Annotated in this window: 35 protein-coding genes; 34 read left to right on the top strand and 1 reads right to left on the bottom strand. The window is 40.9% G+C overall.

What is annotated here, in order from left to right; all coding sequences use genetic code 11:
* Positions 1–7 precede the first annotated feature (7 nt).
* From rpsL to JX580_RS09960, 34 genes are all read left to right on the top strand, one after another.
* Complete coding sequence (rpsL, locus tag JX580_RS10125) at positions 8–385, top strand: 30S ribosomal protein S12 (protein WP_044412503.1); 378 nt, start codon at positions 8–10, stop codon at positions 383–385.
* A 53-nt stretch (positions 386–438) separates the two neighbouring features.
* Entirely contained in the window at positions 439–912 is a 474-nt protein-coding gene (rpsG, locus tag JX580_RS10120; protein WP_248850423.1) for a 30S ribosomal protein S7, read from the top strand.
* 63 nt (positions 913–975) lie between these two features.
* The gene (fusA, locus tag JX580_RS10115) at positions 976–3078 is read left to right on the top strand and encodes an elongation factor G (protein WP_283103588.1); all 2103 of its coding nucleotides are present in this window, start codon (positions 976–978) and stop codon (positions 3076–3078) included.
* A 28-nt stretch (positions 3079–3106) separates the two neighbouring features.
* Positions 3107–4297, top strand: a complete 1191-nt coding sequence (tuf, locus tag JX580_RS10110; protein WP_248850422.1) for an elongation factor Tu — start codon at positions 3107–3109, stop codon at positions 4295–4297.
* Positions 4298–4403: 106 nt separating this feature from the next.
* Entirely contained in the window at positions 4404–4715 is a 312-nt protein-coding gene (rpsJ, locus tag JX580_RS10105; protein WP_248850421.1) for a 30S ribosomal protein S10, read from the top strand.
* Positions 4716–4770: 55 nt separating this feature from the next.
* Positions 4771–5406 carry a 50S ribosomal protein L3 gene (gene rplC / locus JX580_RS10100; protein WP_248850420.1) on the top strand — a complete coding sequence of 212 codons (636 nt, stop codon included), beginning with the start codon at positions 4771–4773 and terminating at the stop codon, positions 5404–5406.
* A 10-nt stretch (positions 5407–5416) separates the two neighbouring features.
* Positions 5417–6037, top strand: coding sequence for a 50S ribosomal protein L4 (gene rplD / locus JX580_RS10095; RefSeq protein ID WP_349251687.1), 621 nt, complete (start codon positions 5417–5419; stop codon positions 6035–6037).
* Positions 6034–6330, top strand: a complete 297-nt coding sequence (rplW, locus tag JX580_RS10090; protein ID WP_248850419.1) for a 50S ribosomal protein L23 — start codon at positions 6034–6036, stop codon at positions 6328–6330. Before rplD ends, rplW begins: the two co-directional genes overlap by 4 nt.
* 10 nt (positions 6331–6340) lie before the next feature.
* Entirely contained in the window at positions 6341–7171 is an 831-nt protein-coding gene (rplB, locus tag JX580_RS10085; protein WP_248850418.1) for a 50S ribosomal protein L2, read from the top strand.
* An 11-nt stretch (positions 7172–7182) separates the two neighbouring features.
* Complete coding sequence (gene rpsS / locus JX580_RS10080) at positions 7183–7458, top strand: 30S ribosomal protein S19 (protein WP_006459607.1); 276 nt, start codon at positions 7183–7185, stop codon at positions 7456–7458.
* Between the two features lie 14 nt (positions 7459–7472).
* The gene (rplV, locus tag JX580_RS10075) at positions 7473–7805 is read left to right on the top strand and encodes a 50S ribosomal protein L22 (RefSeq protein ID WP_248850417.1); all 333 of its coding nucleotides are present in this window, start codon (positions 7473–7475) and stop codon (positions 7803–7805) included.
* Positions 7806–7816: 11 nt separating this feature from the next.
* Positions 7817–8503 carry a 30S ribosomal protein S3 gene (gene rpsC, locus JX580_RS10070; protein ID WP_248850416.1) on the top strand — a complete coding sequence of 229 codons (687 nt, stop codon included), beginning with the start codon at positions 7817–7819 and terminating at the stop codon, positions 8501–8503.
* Positions 8504–8518: 15 nt separating this feature from the next.
* Positions 8519–8932, top strand: coding sequence for a 50S ribosomal protein L16 (gene rplP, locus JX580_RS10065; protein WP_044411435.1), 414 nt, complete (start codon positions 8519–8521; stop codon positions 8930–8932).
* A 1-nt stretch (position 8933) separates the two neighbouring features.
* Positions 8934–9125 (top strand): 50S ribosomal protein L29, encoded by a 192-nt coding sequence (rpmC, locus tag JX580_RS10060; protein WP_248850415.1) that lies wholly within the window; start codon positions 8934–8936, stop codon positions 9123–9125.
* Between the two features lie 2 nt (positions 9126–9127).
* Positions 9128–9391 (top strand): 30S ribosomal protein S17, encoded by a 264-nt coding sequence (gene rpsQ, locus JX580_RS10055; RefSeq protein ID WP_248850414.1) that lies wholly within the window; start codon positions 9128–9130, stop codon positions 9389–9391.
* A 124-nt stretch (positions 9392–9515) separates the two neighbouring features.
* The gene (gene rplN, locus JX580_RS10050) at positions 9516–9884 is read left to right on the top strand and encodes a 50S ribosomal protein L14 (RefSeq protein ID WP_248850413.1); all 369 of its coding nucleotides are present in this window, start codon (positions 9516–9518) and stop codon (positions 9882–9884) included.
* A gap of 12 nt (positions 9885–9896) precedes the next feature.
* Positions 9897–10211, top strand: a complete 315-nt coding sequence (gene rplX / locus JX580_RS10045) for a 50S ribosomal protein L24 (protein WP_248850412.1) — start codon at positions 9897–9899, stop codon at positions 10209–10211.
* 13 nt (positions 10212–10224) lie between these two features.
* Positions 10225–10764 carry a 50S ribosomal protein L5 gene (gene rplE, locus JX580_RS10040; RefSeq protein WP_248850411.1) on the top strand — a complete coding sequence of 180 codons (540 nt, stop codon included), beginning with the start codon at positions 10225–10227 and terminating at the stop codon, positions 10762–10764.
* Between the two features lie 11 nt (positions 10765–10775).
* A complete protein-coding gene (gene rpsN / locus JX580_RS10035) occupies positions 10776–11081 on the top strand; it encodes a 30S ribosomal protein S14 (RefSeq protein WP_248850410.1) in 306 nt (101 codons plus the stop codon).
* 9 nt (positions 11082–11090) lie between these two features.
* Positions 11091–11486 carry a 30S ribosomal protein S8 gene (rpsH, locus tag JX580_RS10030; RefSeq protein WP_248850409.1) on the top strand — a complete coding sequence of 132 codons (396 nt, stop codon included), beginning with the start codon at positions 11091–11093 and terminating at the stop codon, positions 11484–11486.
* An 11-nt stretch (positions 11487–11497) separates the two neighbouring features.
* The gene (gene rplF / locus JX580_RS10025; RefSeq protein ID WP_248850408.1) at positions 11498–12031 is read left to right on the top strand and encodes a 50S ribosomal protein L6; all 534 of its coding nucleotides are present in this window, start codon (positions 11498–11500) and stop codon (positions 12029–12031) included.
* Between the two features lie 15 nt (positions 12032–12046).
* On the top strand, positions 12047–12400 hold the full coding sequence (gene rplR, locus JX580_RS10020) for a 50S ribosomal protein L18 (protein ID WP_248850407.1): 354 nt from the start codon (positions 12047–12049) through the stop codon (positions 12398–12400).
* 14 nt (positions 12401–12414) lie between these two features.
* Complete coding sequence (rpsE, locus tag JX580_RS10015) at positions 12415–12924, top strand: 30S ribosomal protein S5 (RefSeq protein ID WP_248850406.1); 510 nt, start codon at positions 12415–12417, stop codon at positions 12922–12924.
* 1 nt (position 12925) lies between these two features.
* Complete coding sequence (rpmD, locus tag JX580_RS10010) at positions 12926–13114, top strand: 50S ribosomal protein L30 (RefSeq protein ID WP_248850405.1); 189 nt, start codon at positions 12926–12928, stop codon at positions 13112–13114.
* On the top strand, positions 13114–13548 hold the full coding sequence (rplO, locus tag JX580_RS10005; RefSeq protein WP_248850404.1) for a 50S ribosomal protein L15: 435 nt from the start codon (positions 13114–13116) through the stop codon (positions 13546–13548). The genes rpmD and rplO overlap by 1 nt, the downstream gene beginning before the upstream one ends.
* A 3-nt stretch (positions 13549–13551) precedes the next feature.
* On the top strand, positions 13552–14880 hold the full coding sequence (gene secY / locus JX580_RS10000) for a preprotein translocase subunit SecY (protein ID WP_248850403.1): 1329 nt from the start codon (positions 13552–13554) through the stop codon (positions 14878–14880).
* Positions 14881–14966: 86 nt separating this feature from the next.
* Complete coding sequence (gene rpsM / locus JX580_RS09995; RefSeq protein ID WP_248850402.1) at positions 14967–15323, top strand: 30S ribosomal protein S13; 357 nt, start codon at positions 14967–14969, stop codon at positions 15321–15323.
* 22 nt (positions 15324–15345) lie between these two features.
* Positions 15346–15735, top strand: a complete 390-nt coding sequence (gene rpsK / locus JX580_RS09990) for a 30S ribosomal protein S11 (RefSeq protein WP_248850401.1) — start codon at positions 15346–15348, stop codon at positions 15733–15735.
* A gap of 11 nt (positions 15736–15746) precedes the next feature.
* The gene (gene rpsD, locus JX580_RS09985; protein WP_248850400.1) at positions 15747–16367 is read left to right on the top strand and encodes a 30S ribosomal protein S4; all 621 of its coding nucleotides are present in this window, start codon (positions 15747–15749) and stop codon (positions 16365–16367) included.
* Positions 16368–16390: 23 nt separating this feature from the next.
* The gene (locus JX580_RS09980) at positions 16391–17380 is read left to right on the top strand and encodes a DNA-directed RNA polymerase subunit alpha (RefSeq protein ID WP_248850399.1); all 990 of its coding nucleotides are present in this window, start codon (positions 16391–16393) and stop codon (positions 17378–17380) included.
* Between the two features lie 18 nt (positions 17381–17398).
* On the top strand, positions 17399–17788 hold the full coding sequence (gene rplQ / locus JX580_RS09975) for a 50S ribosomal protein L17 (protein ID WP_248850398.1): 390 nt from the start codon (positions 17399–17401) through the stop codon (positions 17786–17788).
* 32 nt (positions 17789–17820) lie between these two features.
* Positions 17821–18558 carry a TatD family hydrolase gene (locus JX580_RS09970; protein ID WP_248850397.1) on the top strand — a complete coding sequence of 246 codons (738 nt, stop codon included), beginning with the start codon at positions 17821–17823 and terminating at the stop codon, positions 18556–18558.
* Positions 18545–19270, top strand: a complete 726-nt coding sequence (locus tag JX580_RS09965) for a tRNA threonylcarbamoyladenosine dehydratase (RefSeq protein ID WP_248850396.1) — start codon at positions 18545–18547, stop codon at positions 19268–19270. Before JX580_RS09970 ends, JX580_RS09965 begins: the two co-directional genes overlap by 14 nt.
* Before the next feature lie 5 nt (positions 19271–19275).
* Positions 19276–20385, top strand: a complete 1110-nt coding sequence (locus tag JX580_RS09960; RefSeq protein WP_248850395.1) for a hypothetical protein — start codon at positions 19276–19278, stop codon at positions 20383–20385.
* 92 nt (positions 20386–20477) lie between these two features.
* On the opposite strand, the gene JX580_RS09955 is transcribed toward JX580_RS09960, so the two are convergent.
* Positions 20478–21422, bottom strand: a complete 945-nt coding sequence (locus tag JX580_RS09955; RefSeq protein ID WP_248850394.1) for a hypothetical protein — start codon at positions 21420–21422, stop codon at positions 20478–20480.
* Between the last annotated feature and the right edge of the window lie 230 nt (positions 21423–21652).

Below are 21652 nucleotides of genomic sequence, written 5' to 3'. Positions count from 1 at the left end.
AGTTTTAATGGCTACAATAAACCAGTTGGTTCGTAAGCCGCGTAAAGACAAGGTTAAAAAGTCTACAGTACCCGCTTTGGAGTCATGTCCGCAGCGTCGTGGTGTATGTACGCGTGTTTATACAACTACCCCTAAAAAGCCTAACTCAGCCCTGCGTAAAGTTGCGCGTGTTCGTTTAACTAACGGTTTTGAAGTATCTACCTATATTGGTGGTGAGGGTCATAACTTACAGGAACACTCGGTTATTTTAATTCGTGGTGGTCGTGTTAAGGATTTGCCTGGTGTGCGTTATCATACAGTGCGTGGAGCATTAGATTGCTCTGGTGTTAATGAGCGTAAACAAGGTCGTTCTAAGTACGGTGCTAAGCGTCCAAAAGGTAAGTAAGCCTTTTACATGCGCTAGCTTTTTTTAATTCTTTTATACCGGAAGAGTAAAGAATGGCAAGAAGAAGAGAGATACCAAAAAGATTAGTATTACCTGATCCTAAGTTTGGTGATGTAACCCTGACAAAGTTTGTTAACATGATAATGGTTAGCGGAAAAAAAGCGGTTGCAGAAAAAATAGTTTATGGTGCGTTAGATAAGGTTGTGGAACGTCGTAAAGGCGGTGATCATGCGGCTTATTTAAAAGAAGCGCTAGAAAATGTTGGTCCTTTGGTAGAAGTTAAATCCCGCCGTGTTGGTGGTGCTACCTATCAAGTGCCTGTAGAAGTACGTCCAGAAAGAAAAATGGCGTTGTCAATGCGTTGGATTGTTGAAGCTGCGCGTAAGCGTAGTGAAAAAGGCATGATGTTGCGCCTTGCTGGTGAGTTATCAGATGCACTTGAAAATCGCGGTTCTGCGATCAAGAAGAAAGAAGATACACACAGAATGGCTGAGGCAAACAAAGCCTTTTCACATTTCCGCTGGTAAAATTCAACAAGGGCCCTTGACGGGCCTTTATTCTTTAATTCAATCAAATAAAAGGTTAATAAAGTGGCACGTCAAACCCCTTTAGAGCGTTACCGTAATATCGGTATTATGGCTCACATTGATGCAGGTAAAACAACAACAACTGAACGTATTTTGTTTTATACAGGTAAAAACCATAAGCTTGGTGAGGTTCATGATGGTGGTGCCACCATGGATTGGATGGAGCAAGAGCAGGAGCGCGGTATAACTATTACTTCGGCTGCTACAACTTGTATGTGGTCTGGTATGGCTAAGCAGTTTCCAGAGCACAGAATAAACGTTATAGATACCCCTGGGCACGTTGACTTTACTATCGAAGTAGAGCGTTCATTGCGTGTGCTTGATGGTGCTGTTACTACTTTCTGTTCTGTGGGTGGTGTTCAGCCGCAGTCCGAAACAGTTTGGCGTCAAGCAAATAAATATGAAGTTCCACGTATGGGTTATGTTAATAAAATGGACCGTGCTGGTGCGAACTTTTTGCGAGTTGTTGAGCAGGTTAAGACGCGCTTAGGTGCTAATCCTGTTGTAATGCAGTTGCCGATAGGTGCAGAAGATACATTCCGTGGTGTTGTTGATCTTGTGAAAATGAAGGCAATTTTCTGGAATCCTGAAACTCAGGGTTTGACTTTTGAGTACCAAGATATTCCATCTGATATGCAGGATGACTGTGAGTCTTATCGTGAGCAATTAGTTGAAGCTGCAGCTGAGGCTAATGAGGAATTAATGAATCTCTACCTTGAAGAAGGTGAGCTGTCTGAAGAACAGATCAAACAAGGTATCCGTCAGCGTTGTATTAACAATGAAGCAATTCCGATGTTTTGTGGTTCTAGTTTTAAGAATATCGGTGTTCAAGCCATGCTTGATGCGGTAATTGAATATTTCCCATCACCTGTTGATGTTCCTGCAATTGAAGGTGTGCTTGAAGATGATACGCCTGCTAGTCGTAAATCATCTGATGACGAGCCTTTTGCTGCACTTGCGTTTAAAATGATGACAGATCCCTATGTTGGTACGCTTACGTTTGTTCGTGTTTATTCCGGTGTGCTTAATTCAGGTGAGTCGGTTTATAACCCAGTGAAGGGTAAAAAAGAGCGTGCTGGCCGTTTGATTCAGATGCATGCTAATTCGCGTGAAGAAATTAAAGAGTTGCGTGCAGGTGATATTGGTTGTGTTGTCGGTCTTAAAGATGTGACAACAGGTGATACTATTTGTGATTTAAATAATATTATTACGCTTGAGCGTATGGAGTTTCCAGAGCCTGTAATCTCGATTGCTATTGAGCCTAAGACTAAGGCTGACCAAGAGAAGATGGGGATTGCCTTGTCTAAGTTGGCTTCTGAAGACCCCTCATTCCGCGTAAGAACTGATGAAGAAACAGGTCAGACTATTATATCTGGTATGGGTGAGCTGCATCTGGATATTATTGTTGATCGTATGAAGCGTGAATTCAGTGTTGAAGCCAATGTTGGTGCTCCGCAAGTTTCTTATCGCGAAACAATCCGTCAGTCTGTTGAAGCGGATGGTAAATTCGTTCGTCAGTCTGGTGGTCGTGGTCAGTATGGGCATGTTGTATTACGCATCGAGCCACAAGAGCCAGGAACTGGTTTTGTGTTTGAAAATGCAATTGTTGGTGGTGTTGTTCCGCGTGAATATATACCAGCTGTAGAGAAAGGTGCTCGTGAGCAGCTAGAGAATGGTGTTATCGCTGGTTACCCGGTTGTTGACGTTAAAGTTACCGTGTTTGATGGCTCATATCATGATGTTGACTCAAATGAAATGGCATTCAAAATTGCCTCTTCAATGGGTGTGAAAAACGGTGTCGAGAAAGCACGCCCAGTTATTCTTGAACCTATCATGGCAGTTGAAGTTATTACGCCAGAAGACTACATGGGTGATGTAATGGGTGATCTTAACCGTCGTCGTGGTATGATTCAAGGAATGGAAGATACCCCTTCTGGTAAAGAGCTTAAGGCTGAAGTTCCATTGTCTGAAATGTTTGGTTATGCTACTAATGTCCGATCGCTTTCTCAGGGTCGTGCAAGTTATACTATGACATTCGCTAAATACGCTGAAGCACCAGCATCAGTTCAAGAAGAAATTATTGCTAAGGCAAAAAAAGGTTCTTAATTTTTAATTTTAATAAGGATTATTCAAAATGGCAAAAGCTAAGTTTGAACGTAACAAGCCCCATGTAAACGTAGGCACAATTGGTCACGTTGACCATGGAAAAACTACATTGACAGCGGCACTAACCATTGTCCAAGGTAAAAAGTTTGGTGGCGAAGTTAAAGCCTATGACCAAATCGACAACGCGCCAGAAGAAAAAGCGCGTGGAATTACCATCTCTACGGCGCACGTAGAGTATGAGTCGGATTCACGTCACTACGCACACGTAGATTGTCCAGGGCACGCTGACTATGTTAAAAACATGATCACCGGTGCGGCGCAGATGGACGGCGCTATCCTGGTATGTTCAGCGGCGGATGGCCCGATGCCACAAACGCGTGAGCACATCCTATTATCTCGTCAAGTAGGTGTACCTTACATCGTTGTATTCCTAAACAAAGCCGATATGGTTGATGACGAAGAATTGTTAGAGCTAGTAGAAATGGAAGTGCGTGAATTGCTTTCAGACTACGATTTCCCAGGTGATGACACTCCGGTAATCAAAGGCTCAGCGCTAAAAGCAATCGAAGGTGACCAGTCTGAAATTGGAGAGCCAGCGATTGGTCGTCTAATCGAAGCACTAGATACCTATATTCCAGAGCCACAGCGTGATACTGACAAGCCATTCCTAATGCCGGTTGAAGATGTATTCTCAATCCAAGGTCGTGGAACAGTAGTAACCGGTCGTATCGAAACAGGTATCGTGAAAGTAGGTGACACCATTGAGATCGTAGGTATTCGTGATACTGTCAGCACCACCGTAACCGGTGTTGAAATGTTCCGTAAGTTACTAGATCAAGGTGAGGCAGGCGATAACGTAGGTGTATTGCTACGTGGAACCAAACGTGAAGACGTTGAACGTGGACAAGTATTAAGCCATGTAGGTAAAATCAAGCCACATACCCAGTTTGAAGGTGAAGTATACGTATTGTCAAAAGAAGAAGGTGGTCGTCATACCCCATTCTTCAACGGCTACCGTCCACAGTTCTACTTCCGTACAACAGACGTAACCGGTGCATGCGAATTACCATCAGGTGTTGAAATGGTTATGCCAGGTGACAACATTCAAATGACTATCACCCTAATCAACCCAATCGCAATGGACGAAGGTTTGCGTTTTGCGATTCGTGAAGGTGGTCGTACTGTGGGTGCAGGTGTTGTTTCTAAGATTTTGAAATAATCAGGCTTGATTATTTTTAGGAATTAAAGTACAATCCGCAAACTCTAAATAGCAGTGGCTCATAAGAGCCGCTGCTTTTATTTTTTTTAAATAGCGAGAAGTGGTTATGGCAACACAAAATATACGTATTCGCTTAAAGGCGTTTGATCATCGTTTAATTGATCAGTCTGCAAGAGAAATTACGGAAACAGCTAAAAGAACAGGTGCGCAAGTTCGCGGACCAATACCGCTACCAACACGTAAAGAGCGTTTTACTATATTGATTTCTCCGCACGTCAACAAAGATGCGCGAGATCAGTATGAGTTACGCACGCATAAGCGTATGTTAGATATTGTTGATCCTACGGATAAAACAGTTGATGCGCTAATGAAGCTCGATTTGGCAGCTGGTGTAGATGTTCAATTGGAATTGCGTTAAGCATTGATTTAGTCATCAATCGTAATGACTGGTTGGAATAATAAGAGGTAGCAATATGAATATTGGTGTCGTAGGTAAAAAAATTGGCATGACCCGTATCTTCAATGAAGAAGGGGTTTCATTGCCGGTAACGGTTGTAGAAGTTGCACCAAATAGAGTCACGCAAATCAAAACCCTTGAAGTGGATGGCTATACTGCTGTTCAGGTTACAATGGGTGCAAAGCATGCTGGCAGAGTTAATAAGCCAGAAGCAGGTCACTTTGCTAAGGCTGGTGTTGAGGCTGGTGTTGGCTTATGGGAGTTTAGAGTTGATGGTGAAGAGCTGTCTGCTTATTCGGTAGGTACTGAAGTAACCGTAGATAAGTTTTCTGATGTATCTGTTGTCGATGTAATTGGTACAACAAAAGGTAAGGGTTTTCAGGGTGGTGTGAAGCGCCATAATTTCAGAACCCAGGATGCAACACATGGTAACTCATTATCTCACCGTGTGCTTGGTTCAATAGGTCAAAACCAGACTCCGGGACGTGTTTTTAAAGGTAAGAAGATGGCGGGTCACATGGGTGCCGTTCGTCAAACAACTTTAAATCTTGAGCTTGTTCGCGTTGATGTCGAAAATGGTTTGCTTTTAGTGAAGGGTGCAGTACCTGGGGCTAAAGGTAGTACTGTTATTGTTCGCAAAGCAGTTAAGTAAGGTGGGCATTATGGAATTAAAAATGATTGAACTTGCTACCGGTGCTAGTGCTGGAGTGGTTAATGTTTCAGAATCCGTTTTCGGTGTTGATTTTAATGAATCGCTCGTTCACCAGGTTGTTGTAGCTTATATGGCTGGTGCGCGTTCTGGTACTAAGTCTCAGAAGACAAGATCTGAAGTTAGAGGTGGTGGTATTAAGCCTTGGCGTCAAAAAGGAACGGGTAGAGCTAGAGCTGGAACAATTCGCAGTCCTATTTGGGTTGGCGGTGGTAGAGCTTTCCCAGGTCAAAATCGCGATTTCTCACAAAAAGTTAATAAGAAGATGTATCGCGGTGCAATGCGTTCAATACTAAGTGAGTTGAGTAGAGCAGGTCGCTTAATTATTGTAGATGATTTTAAGGTTGATGCACCAAAGACGCGTGATTTCAAATCTAAATTGGCAAACCTAGGTGTAACAGATGCCCTGGTTGTAACTGAAGCTTTTGATGAATATCTATATCTTTCTGCCAGAAATATATACAAGGCAGATGTTACTGATGTTGCATCAGTTGATCCGTTAAGTTTGGTAGGTTTTAAAAATGTAATTCTTACCCAGGGTGCTGTTAAGCAACTAGAGGAGAAGTTCGCATGAGTCAAGAACGTTTGTTGAAAGTTTTATTGGCACCGCATGTTTCTGAAAAAAGCTCATTACTTGCTGAAGCTCAGTCTCAATATGTATTTAAAGTAACGCCTGATGCCACAAAGCAAGAAGTTAAAATGGCTGTCGAAACCTTGTTTAACGTTAAGGTAGAGTCTGTTAACGTGCTGAACCAAAAAGGTAAGCGTAAGGTTTTCAAAGGTCGCGCAGGTGTTCGTAGTGGCAGTAGAAAAGCTGTTGTTAAGCTTGTTGCTGGTCAAGAACTTGACTTTGTGTCTGGTGAATAAGGAGTTTTAAATGGCGATTATTAAAAAATCAAAACCAACTTCTCCAGGACGTCGTTTTGTCGTGCAGATTGTTGAACCATCATTGCATAAAGGTGCACCTTACGCTCCTTTGTTGGAAAAAAAGTCAAAGAATGGTGGTAGAAATAACACAGGTCGCATTACTGTTCGTCATAATGGCGGTGGTCACAAGCAGCATTATCGTCTTGTTGATTTTAAGCGGAACAAAGATGGTATTCCTGCAACGGTTGAACGCTTAGAGTACGACCCTAACAGAACTGCAAATATTGCACTTGTTCGTTACGCAGATGGTGAGCGTGCATATATTCTTGCACCGCGTAATTTAGCTGCTGGTGACGTTGTAGAGTCAGGTTCTGCAGCTTCTATTAAAGTTGGTAACACTTTACCATTGCGAAATATACCCGTTGGTACAGTTGTGCATGCTGTTGAGATGCGTCCAGGTAAAGGTGCTCAAATTGCTCGTAGTGCGGGTGCTTATGTACAAATTGCGGGCAGAGAAGGTTCATATGTTTTGTTGAAGCTTCGTTCTGGTGAGATGCGTAAGATTCACGTAGATTGCCGTGCTACTGTTGGTGAAGTTGGCAATACAGAGCATAACCTTAAGAAGCTAGGTAAAGCCGGTGCAAAAAGATGGCGTGGTATTCGTCCAACTGTCCGTGGTGTTGCTATGAACCCAGTTGATCACCCGCATGGTGGTGGTGAGGGTCGTACTTCAGGTGGTCGTCATCCTGTTACGCCTTGGGGTGTGCCTACTAAAGGTAAGAAGACTAGAAGTAATAAACGTACTAATAATATGATAGTACGTCGTAGAAATAGTAAATAAGGAAGGACATAATGCCACGTTCAGTTAAAAAAGGACCTTTTGTAGATCATCACTTAGCAAAAAAAGTGATTGAGGCGCAAGAATCTGGTAACAAGCGTCCAATTAAAACCTGGTCAAGAAGATCAATGATTCTTCCAGATATGATTGGATTAACAATTGCAGTTCATAATGGTAAAGAGCATATTCCTGTTTTTGTTTCTGAAAACATGGTTGGTCATAAGTTGGGTGAGTTTTCAATGACTCGTACCTATCGTGGTCATGCTGCTGATAAGAAAGCTAAGCGTTAATTTAGGAGATGAAAATGCAAGTTAGTGCAACACATAAATTCGCTCGTATCTCTCCTCAAAAGGCACGTTTAGTTGCGGATCTTATTCGTGGAAAAGATGTTGAGTCTGCTGTAAATATACTTACTTTCAGTAATAAGAAAGCTTCAGACCTAATGAAAAAGGTTCTAAGTTCTGCTATTGCAAATGCTGAAAACAATGAAGGTGCCGATATTGATGAGCTAAAAGTAACAGCCGTCTTTGTTGATGAAGGGCCATTAATGAAACGTATGAGAGCGCGTGCTAAAGGTCGCGGCAATCGTATTGTTAAGCGTATGAGTCACATTACTGTTACTGTTGGTGAGAAATAAGGAGAGCCAGAATGGGTCAAAAAGTACATCCTATCGGTATCCGTCTAGGTATAACTAAAGATTGGAATTCTCGCTGGTATGCAGATAGCAAGAATTATTCTGAATTTTTGGTAAGTGATATCGAAATTAGAGAAGAATTAAATAAAAAATTAAGTCATGCTTCAGTTAGTAAGATTAACATTGAGCGTGTGGCTAATGGTATTCGTGTTACTGTTCATACTGCTCGCCCTGGAGTTGTTATTGGCAAAAAGGGTGAGGACATTGAAAAACTAAAGGCTGACTTAATGAAGAAGACAGGTTTACCTGTAAATATAAACATTGAGGAAGTTAAAAAGCCTGAGTTAGATGCAAAGCTTGTAGCTGAGAGCATTGCACAGCAACTTGAGAAACGTATTCAGTTTAGACGTGCTATGAAACGTGCGGTAGGTAATGCTATGCGTTTAGGTGCTCAGGGTATTAAAGTTTCAATCGCTGGTCGTTTGAATGGTGCAGATATTGCACGTACCGAATGGTACCGTGAAGGGCGAGTTCCTTTACATACATTTAGAGCTGACATAGATTATTCTACTTTTGAAGCAGATACTACCTACGGTAAGTTGGGTGTTAAGGTTTGGATCTTCCATGGTGAGAAATTAGAAAAAATCTCAATGTTGAAAGAAGATAAAAGTCAGCCCAAAGCTAAGAAAAACCGTAAATAAGAAGGATTAATTACCATGTTAATGCCGAAGCGTACTAAATTTAGAAAAGTCCAGAAAGGGCGTAATCGTGGGTTGGCCCAGACTGGATGCAAGGTAAGTTTTGGTGAGTTTGGTCTTAAGGCTACCGAAAGAGGTAGGCTGACATCTCGTCAAATTGAATCAGCACGTCGTGCGATGACACGTCATATTAAAAGAGGTGGTAAAATCTGGATCCGTGTTTTCCCAGATAAGCCAATTACAAGTAAGCCATTAGAAGTTCGTATGGGTAAAGGTAAGGGTAGTGTTGAGTACTGGGTTGCTCAGATTCAACCTGGTCGTGTACTGTACGAAGTTCAAGGTGTTAACGAGAGTTTGGCCAGACAAGCGTTCAGTTTAGCTGCTGCAAAGTTGCCATTTAAAACTCAGTTTGTAACAAGAACGGTGATGTAAAATGACAGCAAGTGATCTAAGAGAAAAAACACCAGAGCAACTTAATGAAGAATTGATTGCTCTTTTAAAAGAACAGTTTAATTTAAGAATGCAGAATGCAACGGGTCAGCTAACAAGTTCAGCTAAACTTAAAACTGTTAGACGTTCAATTGCACGTGTAAAAACTATTATTCGTGAAAAAGTGGGTAATTAATTATGTCAGAACAAACAAAAAAACCACGTACATTGTCTGGAGTAGTTTCTAGTAATGGCATGGATAAATCTATTGTTGTATTGACTGAGCGATATGTAAAGCATTCTAAGTATAAAAAGTATATTAAAAAATCAACAAAGATTATGGCTCATGATGAGCAAAATGTATGTGGTTTAGGTGATACTGTTACTATTGAGGAATGTCGTCCTTTGTCAAAGAACAAGTCATGGACATTATTGACCGTAGACGAAAAAGCTAAGATTTAGTTTATACTTCTTGATTTTTTCAACCGCTGGAATGACCAAGCCAATTTGGTACTAGTCATTCAGCGGTTTTTGTGCTATCATTATTTTTTTCGCGGTTTGAAAGCGTTTATTTTGGAGTACCGCTATGATACAAATGCAATCAATTTTAGAAGTCGCTGATAATTCAGGGGCTAAACGTGTTATGTGCATCAAGGTTCTTGGTGGATCTAAGCGTCGTTATGCTAGTGTGGGTGATATTATTAAGGTTTCTGTTAAAGAAGCTGCACCTCGTGGCAAGGTAAAAAAGGGTGATGTTTACAGCGCTGTTGTTGTGAGAACGGCAAAGGGTGTTAGACGTCAGGACGGCTCATTAATTAAGTTTGATGATAATGCTGCTGTTATTTTAAATAACAAAGAGCAGCCTATTGGCACACGTATTTTTGGACCAGTTACTCGTGAGCTGCGTAATGAAAAGTTTATGAAAATCGTTTCATTGGCTCCAGAAGTATTGTAATAGGAAGATGGTATGAATCGTTTGAAAAAAGGTGACGAAGTCATAATCCTTGCAGGTAAAGACAAGGGTAAAAAAGGTACAGTAGCAACGTTTTTTGATAATGACCGTGTACTTGTTGAGGGTGTAAATCTCGTCAAAAAGCATACTAAGGCTAATCCTATGACGGGTGCGCAAGGTGGTATTGTAAATAAAGAAATGCCAATACACATTTCTAATGTTGCTTTATTTAACCCTGAAACGCAAAAGGCTGATCGCATAGGTTTTCGTATTGAAAATGATGTGAAGATCAGATTCTTCAAGTCTACAAACAAAGCTGTTGATGCTTAATTAGGTTTTAGAGATGGCAAGATTAAAACAATTTTATAAAGATCAAGTTGTACCTAAATTAGTAGAGCAATTTGATTATAAGTCTGTAATGCAGGCACCAAAAATAACTAAAATTACCATTAACATGGGTGTTGGCGCTGCGCTTGCTGACAAAAAAGTTTTAGATAACGCTATGGCTGATATGGAAGCTATTGCAGGTCAGAAACCAGTTAAAACATTGGCACGTAAGTCTGTTGCTGGTTTTAAAGTGCGTCAAGGTTGGCCAATTGGTTGTAAGGTAACTTTGCGTGGCGAAAGAATGTATGAGTTTTTAGATAGGCTTATTAATATTTCATTGCCTCGTGTTCGTGATTTCCGTGGTGTAAATGCAAAAGCATTTGATGGTCGTGGCAATTACACACTGGGTGTTAAAGAGCAAATTATCTTTCCAGAAATCGAATTTGAAAAAGTAGATATGATGCGTGGTATGGATATTAATATTGCTACTACAGCTAGTAGTGATGCGGAAGCTAAAGCCCTGCTAGAGGCTTTGAATTTTCCGTTTAAAAAGTAAAGAGGTTTCTAATGGCTAAAACTTCAATGATTGAGCGCGAACTGAAGCGCGCAAAAACAGTTGCAAAGTTTGCTGCTAAGCGTGAAGAGCTTAAGGCAAAATCTGTAGATATGTCCCTTTCTTATGATGAGCGTATGGATGCAATAGATAAGCTTTCAAAGCTTCCTAGAAATGCATCACCGGTAAGGCAGCAACGCCGTTGTAAATTGACCGGAAGACCTCATGCTGTTTACAGAAAGTTTGGTCTTTCGCGTAACATGTTACGTTTATATGCAATGCAGGGCGATGTTCCTGGTTTAAGAAAAGCAAGTTGGTAGGATTAAAGTATGAGTATGTCTGATCCAATCGCGGATATGTTAACGCGTATTCGTAATGGCCAAATGGCTGGCCATTCAAATGTGAGCATGCCTTCTTCAAAATTGAAAACAGCATTAGCAAAATTGCTTGCTGACGAAGGTTATGTGGCTTCTTATGAAGTTAAGAATATTGATGGCAAGTCAACCTTGTCTATCGATTTAAAGTATTATCAAGGCAAGCCAGTAATTGAGCTACTTAAGCGTGTTAGTCGTCCAGGTCTTCGTGTTTACAAAAATAAAGACGAGTTGCCAAAAGTTATCGGTGGACTGGGTGTTGCTGTAGTCTCAACCTCAAAAGGCATTATGTCTGATCGCGAAGCTCGTAACCAGGGCGTTGGCGGTGAGATTGTTTGCTATGTTGCTTAAGGAGTTTTTCAATGTCTAGAATTGCAAAGTCTCCTATTACTTTACCTGCAGGTGTTGAGTTTTCAATTACTGGTTCAGAAGTAGTGGTAAAGGGGCCAAAAGGAAATTTAAACTGTAAGATTAACTCTTCAGTTAAAGTTCAAAATAATGACGGTGTAGTTACTTTTGAGCCAAGTGGTAAATCCGTTGATGGATGGGCACAAGCGGGTACCGCTCGCGCTGTTATCAATAATATGGTTACAGGTGTGTCACACGGTTTTGAAAAGAAACTCCAGTTAGTGGGTGTAGGTTATCGTGCTCAAGTTCAGGGTAACGTGATCAATTTAACGCTTGGTTTTTCGCACCCTGTAGCGCATCAATTGCCTGAAGGTGTAACCGCTGAAACACCAACTCAAACTGAAATTATTATTCGTGGAGCTGACAAGCAAGCCGTTGGTCAAGTTGCAGCTCAAGTGCGTGGTTATAGACCTCCTGAGCCTTATAAAGGCAAAGGTGTTAAGTACGCTGATGAAAGAATTCTTCGTAAAGAAGCTAAGAAGAAATAGGATAGGGATTGTTATATGGATAGCAAGCAAACTAGGCTTCGTAGAGCAAAAAAAACCCGCGCTAAAATTTCTGCTTTAAATATGCCGAGACTATGTGTAAATAAAACACCGAAGCATATTTATGTACAGTTAATTTCTGCTGATGGTGCAAGTGTAATTGCATCAAGCTCTACCGTACAAGCGGATGTAAAAAGTCAAGTAAAATATACCGGAAACAAAGAGGCAGCCATTGCAGTAGGAAAGTCTATTGCAGAAAAAGCTAAATCAGCAGGTGTAACAAAAGTTGCATTTGATCGTTCTGGTTTTAAATATCATGGACGCGTACAAGTGCTAGCAGATGCTGCACGTGAGAACGGTTTAGAGTTTTAAGGAAAGGGTTTTATATGTCTTCACATGAAATGCAAGACGGTCAAGATGGACTTATTGAAAAATTGGTCTCTGTTCGTCGCGTAGCAAAAGTTGTAAAGGGCGGACGCGTATTTTCGTTCTCTGCTTTAACAGTGGTTGGTGATGGTGATGGCCGTGTCGGTTTTGGCAGTGGTAAAGCAAGTGAAGTTCCGGTAGCGATTAAAAAAGCAATGGAGCAGGCGCGTAGAAATATGCAAAATATTCATTTGACCAACGGTACACTTGAGTATCCAATTAGCTTTGAGCAAGGCGCGGCTAAGATTGTAATTCTGCCAGCCTCAGAAGGTACAGGTGTTATTGCTGGTGGTCCAATGCGTTCTGTTTTGGAAGCGGCTGGTGTTAAAAACGTATTAGCTAAATGTATTGGTACTACTAGACCTGTGAACGTTGTTCGTGCAACAGTTAATGGTTTGTCTTCAATGCATTCTCCTGATTTTATTGCTGCAAAGCGTGGCAAAAATCTAAAAGAAATTGTAGGTGAATAATATGTCGGATAATAAGCATATTAAAGTAACACTTGTAAAGAGTACTATTGGTCGTTTACCTGCACACAAGGCTTGTGTTGCCGGTTTGGGTTTAAGAAGAATGCATCATAGTGTTACTGTGATTAATACTCCTGAAAATCGTGGAATGATTAATAAGGTTTCTTATCTATTAAAAGTTGAGGAAGTATAATGTTTTTAAATACTTTATCTCCTGCAGACGGTTCTAGAAAAGAAAGGCGTCGTGTTGGTCGTGGTCAAGGTTCAGGTCTTGGTAAGATGGGTGGTCGTGGTCACAAAGGTCAGAAGTCCCGTTCAGGTGGTTTTCACAAGGTTGGCTTTGAAGGTGGTCAAATGCCTATCCAGCGTCGCCTACCTAAAGTTGGGTTTTCATCACATATGGCCAAGTTCTCTGCTGAAGTTCGTCTAGATGCGTTAAATGTATTTGCTGGAACGGAAATTGATGTTGCTTTGTTAAAGGCACATGATCTTGTTCCTGCAAACACGAAAAAAGTTAAGATTGTTAAATCAGGTGATTTAACTGCTAGTGTAACTTTATCTGGAATTAATGTTACTGCTGGTGCTAAAGAAGCGATTCTTGCCGCTGGCGGTACAATTAAAGAGTAATTTATGAATAGTCCTACTTTAGCTCAAGGTGCATCAGGAAAAGCGGGTCTTGGTGATTTAAAAGCAAGATTATTGTTTGTAATTGGTGCACTGATTGTCTACAGGTTAGGGACTCATATTCCAGTACCTTCTATTGATCCCATTGCCTTAGCAGCAATGTTCGATCAGCAGAGGGGTACCGTGCTAGACATGTTTAACATGTTTTCTGGTGGAGCACTTGAGCGTCTTTCTATTTTTGCTTTGGGAATCATGCCGTATATTTCTGCAGCTATTATTATGCAGCTATTAACTGCGGTTTCCCCAACGCTTGAACAGTTAAAAAAAGAAGGTGAGCAAGGACGAAGGAAGATTACGCAATATACTCGCTATGGAACAGTTGTTTTAGCAACATTTCAAGCTATTGGTGTTTCTATTGCATTACAAGCGCAGAATATAAATGGCATGCCTGTTGTCGTTAACCCAGGGCCAATTTTTATGTTAACTGCTGTTGTAACCTTGGTTAGTGGAACAATATTCTTAATGTGGTTAGGTGAACAGATCACTGAGCGTGGAATAGGAAATGGTATTTCATTGATTATTTTCGCCGGTATTGTTGCTGGTTTACCCTCTGCTTTGGGTGGTACTTTAGAGCAGGTTCATACCGGTGCTTTGCATGCTCTTACTGTTGTAGTTCTGTTAATGTTGGTTGCTGCAGTGACTGCATTTGTTGTATTCGTAGAACGTGGTCAAAGGCGTTTACCAGTTCATTATGCACAGCGTATGAGAGGTAGAAAATTATACGGTGGTCAAGAAGGTCATCTCCCTCTAAAGCTTAATATGGCTGGTGTAATTCCCCCAATATTTGCGTCGAGTATTATTTTGTTTCCTGCTTCACTGGGTGGATGGTTCGGTAGTTCTGAAAATATGGGTTGGTTAAAGGATATTGCGACTACACTCGCACCTGGTCAGCCCTTATATGTCATCCTGTATGCAATTGCAATTATGTTTTTCTGTTTTTTCTATACGGCTATTGTGTTCAATCCTAAAGAAACGGCAGATAATTTAAGAAAATCCGGTGCATTTTTACCAGGGATTAGACCTGGCCCTCAAACTGCTCGTTATATAGATAGCGTAATGGGTCGCTTGACTCTTGCGGGAGCTATTTATATTACCGCAGTATGTTTGCTGCCTGAGTTTTTGATTCTTTACTGGAATGTTCCGTTCTATTTTGGTGGTACTGCGCTTTTGATTATTGTGATTGTTGTGATGGACTTTATGACTCAGATACAGTCGCACATGATGTCAGGGCAGTATGAAAGCATGATGAAAAAAGCTAATTTAAAAGGCAAATAGAATATATTATTCTTTGTCTAGTATTGTAATTTGAAATCAAGTATAATCGCTTGTTTTCTAGTAAGAAATTTTAGGGGAGCGTCAAAATGGCTCGTATTGCCGGCGTAAATTTACCGCTTAACAAGCACATTGTTATCGGTTTAAGATCCATTTATGGAGTAGGCCAGACTACTGCTCAAAACTTGTGCGCAGCAGCTGGGCTAGATCCTACTACTAAGGTTCGTAACCTTACTGAAGACCAATTGGTTTCGATAAGAAATGAATTGGCAAAGTATAAAATTGAAGGTGATTTAAGACGTGATGTATCTATGAATATCAAGCGTCTGATGGATATGGGTTGCTTCCGTGGTATTCGTCATCGTCGTAGTCTTCCATTGCGTGGACAGCGTACTAAGACTAATGCACGTACCCGTAAAGGTCCAAAAAAACCTATTAAGAAATAACGCAAAATCTGCGAGATAAATTATGGCAAAAGCAAATTCGCGTATTAAGAAGAAAGTAAAGCATGTAGTTAATGATGCTGTTGCACATGTTCATGCTTCTTTCAACAATACAATTGTGACGATTACTGATCGTCAAGGTAACGCATTGTGCTGGGCAACTGCGGGTGGTAGTGGTTTTCGTGGTTCACGAAAAAGTACACCATTTGCAGCTCAAGTAGCTGCAGAACGAGCAGGTCAAATGGCTCAAGAGTACGGTGTTAAGAATATGGATGTTATGGTCAAGGGTCCTGGACCTGGTCGTGACTCTGCTGTTCGTGGTTTACATAGTGTTGGGTTTAAAATTACATCCATTTCAGATGTAACACCTATTCCACATAATGGTTGCCGTCCATCTAAGAAACGTCGTGTTTAAGGAAGAAGTTCATGGCTAGATATATTGGTCCAAAATGCAAACTCGCACGCCGTGAAGGTACTGACCTTTTCTTAAAAAGTGGCGTAAGAAGTATTGAGTCTAAGTGTAAAATTGATCAAGCACCAGGTCAACATGGTGCTCGTCGTTCACGTGTTACCGAATATGGTACTCAGTTACGTGAAAAACAAAAAGTAAGAAGAATTTACGGTGTTTTAGAGAAAAAATTCCGTCTTTATTACAAAGAAGCTGATCGTCGTAAAGGTTCAACAGGTGTTAACTTGCTTCAGCTTTTAGAAAGCCGTTTAGATAACGTTGTTTATAGAATGGGATTTGCAAGCACGCGCTCTGAGGCTCGTCAACTTGTATCTCACAAATCAGTGTTAGTTAATGGTTCTCTAGTTAATATTCCGTCTTATGAAGTTAAAGCTGGTGATGTGGTTAGTATTCGCGAGAAATCTCGCACTCAGCTACGTATTTCAGCAGCATTGGAATTGTCTGGCAAATCAGGAACTCCATCTTGGCTAGAAGTAGATGCTAAAGCTTTTCAGGGTACATTTAAATCTTTACCTGATCGTTCTGATTTACCTTCTGAGATATCAGAAAATCTGATAGTTGAGCTTTACTCTAAGTAATATTGAAACGGAGATAACACCTGATGCAAGATATGTTAGAACAGTTGTTGACCCCGCGTCTTGTTGACATAAAAAGAATATCTAACACACATAGTCGTGTTACTTTAGAACCATTGGAACGTGGTTTTGGACATACTTTAGGTAATGCCTTAAGACGTATTCTTTTGTCTTCAATGCCTGGTGCAGCTATAACTGAAGTACAAATAGATGGTGTTTTGCACGAGTATTCTACAATTGAAGGTGTTCGTGAGGATGTGCTGGAAATACTCCTTAATTTAAAAGAAGTAGCGATTAAGTTAAATTCTAAAGATTCAACTGAATTACTTTTAAATAAAACAGGACCAGCCGTTATCCGTGCTAAGGATATTACACTTAACCATGATGTTGAACTATGTAATCCAGATCAAATCATTGCGCATATAAGTGATGGTGCTGAACTTTCAATGAGAATGAAGGTTGAGCGTGGCCTTGGCTATAGAGCGGCTACTCAAGCTGATTCAACAACTGATTCCTCGATTGGATTTTTAAAGCTTGATGCAAGCTTTAGCCCTGTTCATACAGTAAGCTATGAAGTTGAAAATGCTCGTGTTGAACAGCGTACTGATCTTGATCGTCTAATTCTAGATGTGGTTACGGATGGTTCTTTAGACCCAGAAGATGCTATAAAGAAGGCAGCTACTGTTCTGCATTATCAGTTAACAGCATTTGTTGACCTAAAGCATCAAGAAGTGTCTGCACCGGAAGAAGTTGAGAGTGAATTTGATCCTATCTTCTTGCAACCAGTTGATGACTTAGAATTAACGGTTCGTTCAGCTAATTGTTTGAAAGCGGAACAAATTTATTATATTGGTGATTTAGTACAGCGTAACGAATCCCATCTATTAAAAACACCTAATTTAGGTAAAAAGTCTTTACAAGAGATTAAGGATGTTCTGGCCCAAAGAGGTTTAGCACTAGGTACTAAACTTGAAAACTGGCCTCCATCTTCCTTGGTTAGTAAAGAACCAGCATAAGATTAAAAGGAAGCTATTATGCGTCATCGTAAGAGTGGTCGTAAATTAAACCGCAATAGCTCACACCGTAAGGCGATGTTTAAAAATATGTCGGCTTCATTAATTGAGCATGAAGTTATTAAAACTACGGTTGCTAAAGCTAAAGAGTTAAGAAGTGTTGCAGAACCTTTAATTACCTTAGCTAAGGTAGATTCAGTTCACAATCGTAGAATTGCTTTTTCACGTTTACGTGATAAAGCTGCCGTCGGTAAGTTGTTTACTGATTTAGGTGTTCGTTATCAAACTCGTCCAGGTGGATATATTCGCATTTTAAAATGTGGTTACCGTCCTGGTGATAATGCGCCTATGGCTATTGTTGAGTTAGTTGATCGTCCTGTCGCGAGTCAGGATGCTTCAAGCGAAGCTTAATAAAATAGGGCCGACTTGAGTCGGCCTTTTTTATGCCTCCTATAATTGATACGCACGCTCATTTATCTAATTCTTCTTTATTAACCTCTCTTACTCATCCTGTTGTATCTGTTTCTGTTGATTTAGAAACATCTTATAATCAATTGATTTTATTCGAGAGATCCTCTTTTATTTTTCCTGCAGTTGGTATTCATCCATGGTTCTGCCAGTCTTTTAACCCTGCTGAATTGAATAATTTGTTTGATTATATCTTGTTTAATAAAATTTCTATTATCGGCGAGATTGGATTAGATTTTTCTGATCGTTACAAAGATACTTCATGCAAGCAAATCGATCTGTTTTCTAGGCAATTAGCTTTTGCTTCTTTTCACGGATTATCTGTTTCGCTTCATTTATATAAAGCCTACGATCATATGCTTGATTTATTAAAAAGGTTTCCAGTTATAGGGGTTATTCATGGTTTTTCCGGTAGTCCAGAGCAAGCTAAGCCTTTTTTGGATTTGGGTTTAAAGCTGGGAGTAAATGGTATTATACTTCGCTCTAATACCCCACGCTATCAAAGGTTAGTTGAATTTTTGCCGTTGAGTGCATTTGTTATTGAGTCCGATTTTCCCAATGTTGCTTACCCTAAAGGATTACCTCCAGATTTAGATATGGTTAGTGCTATAGCTAAAAAGATAGCCGAGATTAAAGGGTGTTCTTCAGAAAATGTTGTTACAATTTGTAATCAAAATGCAATTGAGAGTTTACAGTTAAATGTTGTTAAATGATCCTTTATATGAAAGAAGTTTGCTTGTATTTAGTGAAGATTCGATTCAACGTCTTGTTGATTCGCATGTTTTGGTAGCGGGTATTGGTGGCGTCGGTGGATTTGTTGCTGAAGCTTTAGCGCGTGCTGGAGTCGGTCATATTACATTGCTTGACCATGATAGGGTTTCAGCATCTAATAAAAATAGACAGATTGTTGCTTTAGATTCAACCTTGTCAAGATTAAAAGTTGATGTGATGGCTGAGCGGATCGGGCAGATCAATTCAAACTGTAAGGTGACTAAACTCGACAAGTTTATGTTGCCAGAGGATATGCCCGCTTTGGTTTCAATGGGCTTTAATTATATCGTTGATGCAATAGATAGTCTTAACTGTAAAGTATCCCTGGTCGAACAGTCTTTTAAACAGGGTATTCCTGTTGTTTCAAGCATGGGGGCTGGGCGACGCATTGATCCTTCTAAAATTCAGATTGCAGATATCAGTCAGACTTTTGGTTGTGGTTTGGCGCGAGCTATGAGGCAGCGTTTACGTAAAAACGGGATTAAAAAAGGCATCGAGGTGGTTTTTTCATCGGAACTTCCGAAGGCACCCGGACCTCTTGAGGATATTGAGGGGTCTCGTGGCCGAGTCGTCAATGGTACCGCCAGCTATATGCCTGGCATTTTTGGTCTGATGATTGCAGGCCAGGTGATACAAAAGTTGGCAACAAATTAACGGCTATGAAATGGTCATCTGCAATTTTAAAAAAACATAGTCATCAATTTTTGTTTTGGGATCAAGAGGAGCAAGTGCTTTGGTTGGATACCAGGCGTTTTTTTCCCGAGATTGGCGTGATGCGCATTTTAGGGTGGGATTGGATGATTCTAGGTCATGAGCCCGTTCCTGATTATCCGGTTGATCTTGACCTTTTAAATTGGAGTGTGCATAGTCATCTGAGATTCTGGTTACAATTGATTCCTGCATGGGTTGTGGATAGTTGCCGGCTTTTTCCCTCACATCAGCTTAGGCTGCTTCACACAGCAGCTCGTTATCCCCAAATGCTTGAGTTATTAGATCATTCTCCAATGCTTGCTTGGCATTTAGCCAAGCTTGAACTAACTGATTTTGAATTAGAAAGATTGCTGCAGGCTAAACGAATGGATATGCTCGAACGTTTAGGTTGGCCAGGTAAAAATGAAACGCTTAAGTTTCTCCGTAACTTAAGATTAAGAAAGGTTAATGACCAGTTGCTTGAACAGGTCGAGATCTGCTTATTGGATGTTTCGCGTTTAGATGCTTTAACGCAATTGCCAAGGATTAATTCTATGGCACTTTCACTTGCAGCGGCTTTCCCTCAATTAATCGGTCACCGCCTACACCAAACATTGGCACGATTACCTTGTCGACCCATGCAATGCCAGTCGATGATTGCCTTGCTTGAGGATGTATACCGTTTGGCAGAATCCCTAGGGCATTCAATGATTACGCAATCAATCGGGGATTGTAGATACTTGGTGGAGGTAGAAGCACTTTACCAGGCCTGGTTGCTTGAGGCTTGCCCAAGTTCAGCTGAAGACTTGAAGCTTACTGATTCACCGAAGTTATTAACCAGTTTGCAGGAATGGGCACAGCTCAGTCGAACGCAACACCAGGCCTGGTGGCTTGATTTTCAAGCAACCGAGTCTTGTTTGGAGTTATGGGCATGGAATTATGAACAACAACCGGTTGCTGTTTTGCTGAATCGCTCACAAACCGGAATAACTAAATTGGTTCGCTGTCGCCAAGGGAAAAATCAATTGCCATCAGCGGCGTTGCAAACGCAAATAGAGCTCTGGTTATTAAAGTTTTAACCCATTTACCAGAAAAAATCTAACAGAAGTATAGCCAGCCGATTTAACGAATGCTGAGCGATTAGAGATGCCTTCTTGATATTCTGCTCAATTTAAAGCCGCCAGTGAATGCCTATCCCATAGCCAAGTGTGTTTTCAAGATCAGACCTGCCGGTTTGCTTTTTGGTATGGTCATATCGAAGCCATTCGCGTGTCAGGGTGTGTTTAATAGAAAAATGGATATCGATCGAGGCGTTGAGGGCGTAAGTAGTTTTCCACTCATTGCGCCAGCTCTTGAGTTGTGCATAGCCATTGGGCAGCAAGGGATTAGTGTCGCGTAAGCCGGCTGTTGTTTGGTAATAGATCAGTTCAAATTCGCTCTGCCATACTGGATTAAAGTGGTAACCCAGCTGAGTTTTGGGGAAACCAATGTGGCCATAAAAGCCTTTTTTATGGGGGTTGTTCAAGTTGAACGTGAGTTCGATAATGGGTAACACCAGCGTTTCAACCGGGCTTTGTTGAATAAATAGACCCAGTTGCCATGAATCAAAATCTGTTTTAGATAGGTTGCGTGCTTGGCTGTAAAGAATAAATCCTTCATAACTGAGTGAGGTTTTTGCATGCTGCTCGATGGTATTAGCCAGAGCGATTTCAGCCAACCATAAACGCTGGTTATCTATGCGATAGGGAAGACGCAGATGTCCGCGCCAGCGCTCGAGTGTATCTATCGGTTGGGCTACTCCGCTAAGATCAGGATGGTTGAGCTGATCCCACGCTAAATCGAATTGTTCATAGGATAGCGAGAAAAGTGCATTTTTGAGTTCAACTTTATGCAGGTTTAGACCCACTTTAGTATGATAATGACTGTCTTTTGCTTTTTGCCTAACGCCCGTTTCCATGATTAAACTTGGCCTTAGTGCTTGATCGGTCAGTGCGTTGGGTAAGGCTTTAAAACCATAACTGAACTTGGTATACAGACCAGTGCTTGTGGAACAGAGAACAAGCAAACTCATTTTGATCAGGGTGTTCAGTTTTAATGGATGCCTGTTATGGGGCATGAGTCGTTTTTCCCGGCAAAATTCAGAATAATCCTAGTGTTAAGTTGCATGCGAATAGTTCAACCGAGCAAATCAATGATTTAGCTTTATTGGCTGTGTATCAACGTCTTTATCTTTGCCACAAGGCATGACAATCAGGTGAATTTTGTTTGATGTTTGTATAACAAAGATGAGAGCCGCTTGATTTAGGCAAACAAAAGTAGAATCTTGAGGTGATAGGGGGCGCTCGA

The sequence above is a fragment of the Thiomicrospira microaerophila genome, assembly GCF_023278225.1.
Lineage (GTDB): Bacteria > Pseudomonadota > Gammaproteobacteria > Thiomicrospirales > Thiomicrospiraceae > Thiomicrospira > Thiomicrospira microaerophila_A.
The sequence above is the reverse complement of the archived record's forward strand: the minus strand, read 5'-3'. Positions and strand labels throughout refer to the sequence as shown.